We start from the raw sequence: 8,921 nt of genomic DNA, 5'->3' as shown, positions 1-8,921 counted from the left end.
ACGTGACGGTGATTCGTGACGAACAACAAAAAGTTTTCTTCTTCGCAAAACAAGGGGAAAACTATATCCCGCTCAGGTTCAAGCGTTCTGAACAGCAAAGGGCAAGTGCACTAAACTGGTTTGAACTTGAGGGTTAAGAGCACGTGGTTGCGTGCAGATAGGTTAAACTAGGGTGTTATTAATGTACTAATCGTCACGTAGACCACAAAACGTTAAGAACTAACTACTAACGATAGACACACTATTAATATTATATAGTCTCAGCCTAGGCGGGTTCTAAGCCGACATGTTTCGGACAATTATACATGAAACGTCATTATCACAAAGTGACTTACATACGTATAATAATAAACTTTCACAAGTGTAAAATACTGGTATATTAGCATTTACAAATTTACTCTATTTTCACAAAGTATCATTATCGCATGATATTGGTAAATATATAGCCTTATATTGTTGATATAACAACGTTTTTAACACTTCACAAACTTTAGCTTTTNCGCATGATATTGGTAAATATATAGCCTTATATTGTTGATATAACAACGTTTTTAACACTTCACAAACTTTAGCTTTTATTAATGGCGATTATGTTAACTAGTGTAGCTTATTTTGCTTAATGAATTTTTGAGTATCTTTCTGGTTTATACTGTATGGCTGGGTTTTAGTTTGGGCATTATATATTTTTATTTTGTGATGGTGATGGTCGGTAAGGTATAGGTTTTGGTTTAGTAATGTTAACCCCTCTTTAGAATCACTTTTGATACGAAACACGACTTCTTTTGAGCCAAACGGGCTATGGGTTTGTTGGCCATCGATGTAGACGTTGTTTTTACTAGTGTTCCAACCGTAGTTGCCACCGTTGCTGTTGTTGTACTGAGTGAAGGCACCGCCGCTATAACTGGCAAAGGTGGGCTTTAATTTGCCATATAGGTAAAAAGTAGGTTTTCCATTTTCCATGGCGAAAAATGTATTGTAAATTTTGACATCTTGAATATGCAAGTCATCAAGCTGATTGCTCCAAAAGTTTAGTCCTAAAAACAATAAAATAGTTGCCACTAATAGGCCTAAATACTTCAAAATGCTGATACTTTTTCTGTAAAGAGTGCTTTTCATAATAATATCCTTTCTCAAAAGTTTATCTTGACCCAAGAGCTCGTCAATACTGATATCAAATATTTTACTGAGTAGTATTAATTTATCGATATCGGGATAACTTTTATTTAGTTCCCACTTAGAAATAGATTGACGCGAAATATATAATTTTTCAGCTAGCTCACTTTGTGTCAGTGAGTTGTCGTGCCGTAATTTTTTTAAGCTTTCAGCGAATGTGATCTTTTCTTACTCCTTTCGTAAATTATGACTTTATTTTATCTGGATGTTGATATGTAAGCACGCACCAGCTGGTTGCATTGAGTGAAATTAATATATGATCTGAACATATCCACGTTTTTAGGGGGCTTAAATAAATCCGTTTTGAAAATTAAAGAGGGGGAGTACGGGATTTTTAACTGTCTAAATTTAACTAGCACTACGCGTAAGAAATGGACTTTCCTAAAATTTGATTGTGAACAATCAAATTGGCTATTTTCCTATCAGACTAGGTCAACTTATTGGCAGTATTGACAACGACAAGTATTAGAGCTAAATCTTGCTGCTATAAAAACCGAATCTCAATTCGTTGCAGATTCGGTTAGGTTAAGTAAATAAGCATAGTATATAAAAATTAGCCGAGAGGACAATTTTAGGAAATTTGAATTCGGCCCATGACTAATTATGCCATAATGAGTTTGAATGGCTTAAAACTCATTTCAGACAGGTATAAGGACTAGCGACTTTTGATTTCCTTTACAAAATGCTGAAACACAGTTGATTGGTCTTGATATTTCAGCGTGCTAGTAAATTGTTTTAGTTCTTGATAGCGCTTTTCAGTGCTTAATAGCTGTTGTAATCTCTGTTCGGTTTTAATTTGATCGCCATGGTCATCAAGCAATTTTTCTAATAAAGCGCCTTTTTCGATTAATCGCTTAGTCCGAGCTTTGCGTGCTTGCTGACTAAGCCGGTTACGTAAGACCCGTTTTTTAGCTTTGAGTTGTTTTTGCTGTTCGTCTAGTTTAGCAATTCGAGCTTCCATTTTCTTAATCTCTTCAGTGGATTCTGGCATTTTCCTAACTTCCTTTTAACTTACTAAATGTTCTACAAGTGAAGTATACTGTTTACAAGATAAGAATGCTATACTGGTTTTATGAACTAGTTGCCCCCTGCTAAGGGCGCACTTATATGTACGCTACGCATACATATTTTTCGCTTACGCTCATGTGCTCGCTCCGCTGGGGCTACCGCCGGTTGCCTTGCCGGCAGGACAGAATCAAAGGCATTCGATTTTAAAAATTTGATTTTCGGCTTTTTCCGCCTCATCAAATTTTTAAAATCTCACACAATCCTGATCATCAAAAGTCGCCTTTAGGCTCCTAATGATGAACAAGATTGTGAGGATCAAACCCCAATTCAAAACCAAGGTCAAAGTCAAAATCGGAGGTCAACGTCATGGCGATTTATCATCTCTCACTGAAAACCATTAGCCGAAGTAAAGGCCAATCGGCCGTGGCTTCGTCCGCTTACCGCTCTGGCAGTAAGCTTAAAGACCGTGAGACCGGCGAAACGAAAGATTTCACTAAAAAGCACGGTGTGGAGTATAGCGAAATCCAGCTTCCCTCGCAGGCGCCGGCCGAGTATTACGACCGTGAGGTGCTCTGGAATGCCGTTCAGGAAAAGGAATCCAAGGCCAACGCCCAGCTGGCCCGTGAGGTTGAAGTGGCGTTACCACAGGAGCTTGACCGTGACACGCAAAAAAAAATTGGTACACGACTACGTGCAGCGAAGCTTTGTCGACCGTGGCATGTGTGCTGACTGGTCAATCCACGATAAAGAAGATGGCAACCCTCATGCTCATATCATGTTGACGACCCGGGCAATCAAAAAAAACGGTACCTGGGCGCCGAAACAGAAGAGTACCTACTTACTAGACGAGGACGGGGCTAAAGTCCCGCAAATCGACCCTAAGACGGGGCAGCAGAAGATTGGCGCCCGTGGTCGGAAAATGTGGAAACGTAACACCGAATCCTACACAGATTGGAACGACCGGAGCAACGCCGAAATTTGGCGTAAAAGTTGGGCCGAGAGCTGTAACCAGTACTTGGCGCCGGAAAATAAAATTGACCATCGAAGCTATGAACGCCAAGGTGTGGAACAGATACCGACTATCCATGAAGGACACGTGGCCCGTGAGATGGGCGACCGCTCGGAACGAGTTCAAACCAACATTGACGTCAAGGCGGGTAACCGTGAGTTGAGCGGTCTAAGCGCCACCATTGCCAAAATTCAAGAAGAAGCCAGAAAGCTATTCCGCCAGATTGCCGAGCTAACCGAGCTCATCAGGAAACGAGCACAGGAAAAGGCGGAAGCTAAACGGCAGGTAGAACAACTCGCCCAGACAGGATCAGCGGAACCCACGCCGAACGTGGCAGACAATTTCTTGAAGAAACTCAATGCTGACAAGGCGAAACAGGCTAAGCCGGCACCGCCGGAAGAATCCGTGGCGGGAGATTTCTTGAAGAAGCTCAATTCGGATAGGAGTAAGAGGCAAGCCCATAAATACCGTGAGCGAACGCATGACCAAGGAGGGCCAGAACTATGACAGAAAACGAACAGGCACTGGTACAGCTTTTGAAAGCTTACGATAACGGGGAAATCGACTTTACGAAAGTCCCCGCTATTAAAGTAATTATCCGGCAAGAAGTCGCTCGACAGGTGGCCCATGCGGTCAACCCCGCCAAAATACAGGAACAGGCCAGCCAGCAACTAAAGAACGACCAAACGAGCTATAACGAGCAGGTTAACAAGATTTTGAAACAGCAAGGCGCCCGACTACAGGAGCAGGCCAGCCAGCTAGACGTGGAAGGAGTCAAGAAGCATTTGCTGGCCGACATCGACCGGCGTAGTAAAGCGGTCAAAGAAGCACAGACCAAACTGGATGACGAACGGGAAAGACTAGCAGACCGAGAGAAAAAACAGTTCTGGCGGGAGTTGATACCGAACCTTGCCGGTGGTGTCGTGAGCCTGTTTTTTGCCGTCATGATTTTGTTACTGTTCAAAGCACTTCTCTGGGACGGTGTTTGGCGTGGATTAGGACTTAACAGACTTACTGATTTTGTGCTGACGTTGGCGAGATTACACCCTTTCGGCGGGAGTATTCTTGGGTTGATTCTGATGGTGCTGATTGCCGGCGCCATCATTGTCAGTTTCTGGGGGATGGTCGAAGCTGTAAAGATGCTGACGGACTGGGACGCAGAAAAGCTCATGTTTTGGCGACATGACCGGTACTGATAAAGGAGAATTTAAATGTTGCTCAATTGAGTTTAAGGGGATTAACCAAAATCAATTTTATCTAACATATTTTCGGTACTAGCTTGATCTAAGCCTAAATAAGTTAGTGTCATAGCTTCACTGGAGTGGTTTAACAAGTTCATGACGAGCCCAATATTATAATTTGATTGGGTGTAGACGCGATAAGCACCCGTCTTACGCATTGTATGTGTGCCTAAGTAATTAATACCTAACAAGTCACCAGTCTTACTCATTATTTTATAAAATTGTTTTTCAGTAATGTGTCGATCAGGGTGTTGAGTTGAAGGAAATAACCAAGTTGAGTGTAGTTTTTGTTCCTGGTACCAAGCTTGATAAGTTAATAGATCAGTTTGAATTGGTTTTAGGTAGAGCAAATTAGCTTTACCGGTTTTTTTGTCGTGTATAAACGCATTCTGACGCACGGTTCCATTTTCGTTAAAGACATCGGCCCAACGAAGGCGCATAACATCACTTACCCGTAACAAGGTGGCTTTGCCAACCTGAAAAATCGTGTAGTTACGACGACCAGCTTGAAAATTGTGTAGTAAGGTATCTTGTACTTCAGTCAGTACGTTTGAATCTTTGATTGGTAAGACGATTTGTTGCATAGTTTTAGCCCCTTTAAAATTTTTGATTTTTAGTACAAATTAAAGTACAATATTAAGTACAATGAAAGGGTGGTAAATATGACATTAGCACTAACACAGAGCGATTTTCGGGCTTACCTAAAAAAATATTTAGATATAGTTAATGACGAAGACGAAACCGTTAAAATAGCTCGTTCAAAAAGACGCGCAGTAGCCATCGTTTCTCAAGAAAAAATGGACTGGCTAGTAAGAGCATTAAAAGCTAAAGAAGGTTCGTTAGAATATGCAATTGCACGTGATCAGTTAATTAAACGCCATGTTTTACCTGACGATGAAATTGTTGCATCAGATGATGATTATTGGGGTCAGTTTAAATAATGAAAAAACTAAGATTTAAACCACGTGCAACCTTTAATGCTGATCTAAAACGGTTAGCCAGTTTAGACAAATCTATTATTGATGAAGTTCGAGCAGCCATTGACCTGTTGCTTGAGCAACAACAATTACCACCAGAATTTGAAGATCATGAGCTTAATCGGCGAATGAGCGGTTATAATGAATTTCACTTACGAGATACCCCGAAAAACAGAACGCCAAGCGAAACTAACGATGTCCTAGTTGTTTATACGATTGATAAAGATGAACTAGTCTTAATTGGCATTCGAGTCGGATCGCATGATCGTTTATTTCCTGGGCAAAATCGTTCTAAAGGGTATCGAAAAAATGACAAATGAAAGAAGTTATTTCTTTAATATTAAAACAAATAACCCCTAATATCTATAATGCAGATATTAGGGGTTATTCTTTCAATGTTTTCGAGGGTCTATTTGGTAAAAATCCCCCCATAACATTGGAAACAGGAAACGATTTGAACACGGATAAGGCGGAAGAAATAGAAAAGGTTAGGAACGAGCCTAAAACGCCAGAAACGGCAAAAAAACGGCACTGGTGGCAAAGACGATAAATAAGGTATAATGAAAAAGTTGCCTATCCAATCTGCAACGGTTGGGAGGTGTAAAAATTGTTTACTTCTTTCTTTGCCCCACTTGCGGTTGCGCTGATAACAGCGTGGTTTACGGACTGGCTAAAACGGAAACGCCGCAAGTAAAATAAAATAGGCGACATTTAGCCCACTAAAAAAGCCCTTAGCAGTCGTAACCTGCTAGGGGCTTTGGTGTAAAAACGTTTATTCTTTCTTTGCGATTTCATTATAACATGAAACAAAAATGAAGTGCAAAGAAGTATAATGCAGTTGATTAAATAATTACTTTGAGAAGGTGTAATAGAATGAATTTACATGAAAAACAAGATGAAGTATATAAACATGAGAATAAGAAAGCCATAGGGTTTATAAAATTCAACCAAAAATGTGATGATCTCGTTAAAGGGCATTTTTTTCTAAAGTCTATTGAGAATTTTCGGGATAATGGAAGGGACAAAATAAAGGACGATTCGGAAGGTATTATCAAATTAACCAATAATGAAATGATTAAGTATGGCGAAATACTTAATGGCAAATCACAAACATATATTAGTAGTTTTACTGTGCTTTTTTCAGATGATTTTGATGATAAAGGGAAAATAAAGGAAACAACAGTTGATAAACTTTTAAACAAAAAAGGGAAAAAAGAAGATTTGGAAAAGAGAAATGCTGTTATATTCAATATTTCGCTGAATGATTCATTTGAAGCTATGGGACGTAACACGCCAGAATTTGTAAATTATGAGATTAAAAAGCCAAAGATGGGCATGGACAGAATTCAAAGATTTAAAACTAATAACTTTTTGTGTTGGAGAAAGAAAATAAATTCCACAGACCCAGATTTAGATGAAGATTACGTGAATGCGATTAAATCTTTAACGACGAAGAATTTACAAGGCATGAATACTAAAGAAATATTTAAAAATCAAAATTGGTTGGAAAAAATTGAAAATCAAATTAGTATTGGGCTTAAAGGGACGTATGTTTATTATGATGATAAGCCTTTAAATATGAAAAAAGATGTAATACTAAGCGAAATAAACGAAACTAAAGACATAGAAGTATACGAGAAGTATTTAGCGGAGTGTTTTGCAAGAAAAGCTAACAAGTATGGAGATCAACATGAGTATCGATTAATATTTTCAGAATTCAAGGAAACTGCTACAAAAGAAAATTTTGTTTTCCCAAAAGGAATAGAATTAGAATATCTTTTAAAATCAAAAGAATGGTATGCGAAAGAGGTCAAGAATAACGAAGTGGAAAATTTGTGCTTAGAAGATTTTAAAAAATAAAGTGGTATAGATTGTGTAATTTTGAAAAAACGGCGATATGTGAATGGAACTTAAAGGTTTGCGGCGAGTTTGTGATTTAGGGTCAATGCACAAGGGTGCGTGAAGCATTGGTACGGTTGTTAGTGTTGATAAGGTAGGTTATGTAAACAAGGAATGGTATATAAAAAACCTCTACTTGATTGTAGAGGCTTTTAAGTTAAATCTTATTTTTATTTTAACCATGGAAGTTACCAGTATATTGATTGACAGTAACATATGGATAATCATTAGTGTTAATTTCGTTGACCCAAACTTCCCAAAGTCCATTACCATAATATTTATAGTAATTAGGCGTTACCTTATAACCATTGTAGAGGTTATGTTCAAATGTAGTTACCCAAGCACCTTGTGGTCTAGTAGTAACAGTTCCAACTGCTGGTTGGGTAGAACTACTTGATTGTGCAGAAGAACTTGTTTGTTGATTAGTAGAGCTAGTAGCTTGTACTTGACTGCTAGAACTACTGGAAACAGAAGAAGTAGAACTACTTTGACTGTTTGTAGTAGAATTGCTTGTTGAACTAGCAGAAGAAGCAGAGCTCACCTCACTAGAACTAGAGGAAGTTTGACTACTTTTTTTAGAAGAAGTAGAACTGTTACTAGTCTTTTTTTTACTACTTGTTTGTTCAACTTTAGCAGAGCTGCTAGAAGTATTTGATTTTTGATGACCATTGACTGCCTTAATGATAAAAGATGCAGCAAGAACAATAACGATTAAGGCCCCCAAACCATATAGCCACCTTAATTTTTTTTATTCATAACTGTACCCCCTTTTATCACCTATCCTAACATTCTAGAAATTAGACAGTTATAATTTGACCTGCGTAAATTTTGTTGGCGAAAAAGTTCTTTAACATCGCCATTTGATAATAGAGTTTTGGTTAAATCTTTGGCAAACTGTTCCATGGGGAATCCCTCCGTTTTGGTTTGGTTTGACGATTTAATCATACGGGGAAGGGATTCCCTTTTCAATAGGATTTTATTTATTTACACAAACTATTTTATACTCTCTTAGAAAGGACAAACCATAATGTATTTACTTTTACTTTTACTTTTTATTTTTGCATTCTTATACCTTATACCACAAAAAAAAGAAAAAATACTAAAAAAACAAAATAAGTCCTCTGCTTTTTATCATAAATATTCAGCTACTATTAAAAAATTCCGTTATATATGCCTTTTAGTGGGATTTTTTATTGTTGTGAGTGCGCTCTATACACTTATAATCAAAAAGGATTTACGTATTTCACTCATGTTTGAAGCATTACTATTTTTATTTGTATTCATACAAGTCCTAACACATCTTTTTGAACAAAAGTTATTTAAAAAATATACTTTAACGAAAAAATTACCACCACTCATTTCAAAAAAAGCAGAAATCCAAAAAGCTATTGGTTTATATGGATCTGCCGTATGTTCACTATTGTTAAGTTTATTTGCCCTTCTTCTCTCAATAACGGAGTAGTACCTCAACAGCCTTATAAGCAGCAAATTCTAAACATAAAAATAACTCCAGATTTAAAAACTCCACTAGGGACTGCTCCGAGTCAAGTAGACAGTTCAAATAATTAAAATAGCTATGCAGTTTTTAGAATGGCATGATTCCGAAATTCTTTC

At 38.0% G+C, this 8,921-nt stretch carries 13 protein-coding genes and 1 pseudogene; 8 read left to right on the top strand and 6 right to left on the bottom strand.

Annotation, left to right across the window (positions count from 1 at the left end; translation table 11 throughout):
* Positions 1-597: 597 nt before the first annotated feature.
* The 3 genes and pseudogenes from ACOV1R_RS15145 to ACOV1R_RS15135 all read right to left on the bottom strand — a co-directional run bounded on the left by ACOV1R_RS15145 (position 598) and on the right by ACOV1R_RS15135 (position 2,164).
* On the bottom strand, positions 598-1,116 hold the full coding sequence (locus ACOV1R_RS15145; protein WP_133254077.1) for a hypothetical protein: 519 nt from the start codon (positions 1,114-1,116) through the stop codon (positions 598-600).
* Positions 1,117-1,143: 27 nt separating this feature from the next.
* Positions 1,144-1,335, bottom strand: a pseudogene (locus ACOV1R_RS15140) (helix-turn-helix domain-containing protein); the annotation flags it as partial.
* Between the two features lie 493 nt (positions 1,336-1,828).
* Positions 1,829-2,164, bottom strand: a complete 336-nt coding sequence (locus ACOV1R_RS15135; protein ID WP_219033548.1) for a hypothetical protein — start codon at positions 2,162-2,164, stop codon at positions 1,829-1,831.
* A gap of 383 nt (positions 2,165-2,547) precedes the next feature.
* Between ACOV1R_RS15135 and ACOV1R_RS15130 the strand changes: the two genes are divergently transcribed.
* From ACOV1R_RS15130 to ACOV1R_RS15120, 3 genes are read left to right on the top strand one after another with little or no spacing between them, the layout of a single operon-like run.
* A complete protein-coding gene (locus tag ACOV1R_RS15130; protein ID WP_424744264.1) occupies positions 2,548-2,910 on the top strand; it encodes a MobA/MobL family protein in 363 nt (120 codons plus the stop codon).
* The gene (locus ACOV1R_RS15125) at positions 2,840-3,697 is read left to right on the top strand and encodes a MobA/MobL family protein (protein ID WP_424744262.1); all 858 of its coding nucleotides are present in this window, start codon (positions 2,840-2,842) and stop codon (positions 3,695-3,697) included. The genes ACOV1R_RS15130 and ACOV1R_RS15125 overlap by 71 nt, the downstream gene beginning before the upstream one ends.
* Entirely contained in the window at positions 3,694-4,386 is a 693-nt protein-coding gene (locus ACOV1R_RS15120; RefSeq protein WP_217203452.1) for a MobB, read from the top strand. Before ACOV1R_RS15125 ends, ACOV1R_RS15120 begins: the two co-directional genes overlap by 4 nt.
* A 41-nt stretch (positions 4,387-4,427) precedes the next feature.
* On the opposite strand, the gene ACOV1R_RS15115 is transcribed toward ACOV1R_RS15120, so the two are convergent.
* Positions 4,428-5,015 (bottom strand): site-specific integrase, encoded by a 588-nt coding sequence (locus ACOV1R_RS15115; protein WP_219033546.1) that lies wholly within the window; start codon positions 5,013-5,015, stop codon positions 4,428-4,430.
* Between the two features lie 78 nt (positions 5,016-5,093).
* On the opposite strand from ACOV1R_RS15115, the gene ACOV1R_RS15110 reads away from it, so the two are divergent.
* The 4 genes from ACOV1R_RS15110 (at position 5,094) to ACOV1R_RS15095 (ending at position 7,268) form a co-directional block, all read left to right on the top strand.
* Positions 5,094-5,372 carry a type II toxin-antitoxin system prevent-host-death family antitoxin gene (locus ACOV1R_RS15110; protein WP_424744260.1) on the top strand — a complete coding sequence of 93 codons (279 nt, stop codon included), beginning with the start codon at positions 5,094-5,096 and terminating at the stop codon, positions 5,370-5,372.
* The gene (locus ACOV1R_RS15105; RefSeq protein ID WP_219033545.1) at positions 5,372-5,728 is read left to right on the top strand and encodes a type II toxin-antitoxin system YafQ family toxin; all 357 of its coding nucleotides are present in this window, start codon (positions 5,372-5,374) and stop codon (positions 5,726-5,728) included. Before ACOV1R_RS15110 ends, ACOV1R_RS15105 begins: the two co-directional genes overlap by 1 nt.
* Positions 5,725-5,958, top strand: coding sequence for a hypothetical protein (locus tag ACOV1R_RS15100; RefSeq protein WP_236039391.1), 234 nt, complete (start codon positions 5,725-5,727; stop codon positions 5,956-5,958). Before ACOV1R_RS15105 ends, ACOV1R_RS15100 begins: the two co-directional genes overlap by 4 nt.
* A gap of 323 nt (positions 5,959-6,281) precedes the next feature.
* Positions 6,282-7,268, top strand: a complete 987-nt coding sequence (locus ACOV1R_RS15095; RefSeq protein ID WP_041816341.1) for a hypothetical protein — start codon at positions 6,282-6,284, stop codon at positions 7,266-7,268.
* A 214-nt stretch (positions 7,269-7,482) separates the two neighbouring features.
* Here ACOV1R_RS15095 and ACOV1R_RS15090 read toward each other — a convergent pair whose 3' ends face one another.
* Both ACOV1R_RS15090 and ACOV1R_RS15085 read right to left on the bottom strand, forming a co-directional pair.
* On the bottom strand, positions 7,483-8,031 hold the full coding sequence (locus ACOV1R_RS15090; RefSeq protein ID WP_424744257.1) for a hypothetical protein: 549 nt from the start codon (positions 8,029-8,031) through the stop codon (positions 7,483-7,485).
* Between the two features lie 53 nt (positions 8,032-8,084).
* A complete protein-coding gene (locus ACOV1R_RS15085) occupies positions 8,085-8,210 on the bottom strand; it encodes a hypothetical protein (protein WP_257591854.1) in 126 nt (41 codons plus the stop codon).
* 124 nt (positions 8,211-8,334) lie between these two features.
* On the opposite strand from ACOV1R_RS15085, the gene ACOV1R_RS15080 reads away from it, so the two are divergent.
* Positions 8,335-8,769 carry a hypothetical protein gene (locus ACOV1R_RS15080; protein ID WP_015474768.1) on the top strand — a complete coding sequence of 145 codons (435 nt, stop codon included), beginning with the start codon at positions 8,335-8,337 and terminating at the stop codon, positions 8,767-8,769.
* The last annotated feature ends 152 nt before the right edge of the window (positions 8,770-8,921 follow it).

This window comes from Lactiplantibacillus sp. YT640, from assembly GCF_049745435.1.
Taxonomy (GTDB): domain Bacteria; phylum Bacillota; class Bacilli; order Lactobacillales; family Lactobacillaceae; genus Lactiplantibacillus; species Lactiplantibacillus plantarum.
This window is presented reverse-complemented; position numbering and strand designations above follow the sequence as displayed.

Bases quoted from the DNA above. Each gene is read 5' to 3' on its own strand.
- ACOV1R_RS15145 (WP_133254077.1), bottom strand. From the start codon at position 1,116: ATGAAAAGCACTCTTTACAGAAAAAGTATCAGCATTTTGAAGTATTTA.
- ACOV1R_RS15135 (WP_219033548.1), bottom strand. From the start codon at position 2,164: ATGCCAGAATCCACTGAAGAGATTAAGAAAATGGAAGCTCGAATTGCT.
- ACOV1R_RS15130 (WP_424744264.1), top strand. From the start codon at position 2,548: ATGGCGATTTATCATCTCTCACTGAAAACCATTAGCCGAAGTAAAGGC.
- ACOV1R_RS15120 (WP_217203452.1), top strand. From the start codon at position 3,694: ATGACAGAAAACGAACAGGCACTGGTACAGCTTTTGAAAGCTTACGAT.
- ACOV1R_RS15115 (WP_219033546.1), bottom strand. From the start codon at position 5,015: ATGCAACAAATCGTCTTACCAATCAAAGATTCAAACGTACTGACTGAA.
- ACOV1R_RS15110 (WP_424744260.1), top strand. From the start codon at position 5,094: ATGACATTAGCACTAACACAGAGCGATTTTCGGGCTTACCTAAAAAAA.
- ACOV1R_RS15105 (WP_219033545.1), top strand. From the start codon at position 5,372: ATGAAAAAACTAAGATTTAAACCACGTGCAACCTTTAATGCTGATCTA.
- ACOV1R_RS15100 (WP_236039391.1), top strand. From the start codon at position 5,725: ATGAAAGAAGTTATTTCTTTAATATTAAAACAAATAACCCCTAATATC.
- ACOV1R_RS15095 (WP_041816341.1), top strand. From the start codon at position 6,282: ATGAATTTACATGAAAAACAAGATGAAGTATATAAACATGAGAATAAG.
- ACOV1R_RS15085 (WP_257591854.1), bottom strand. From the start codon at position 8,210: ATGGAACAGTTTGCCAAAGATTTAACCAAAACTCTATTATCAAATGGC.
- ACOV1R_RS15080 (WP_015474768.1), top strand. From the start codon at position 8,335: ATGTATTTACTTTTACTTTTACTTTTTATTTTTGCATTCTTATACCTT.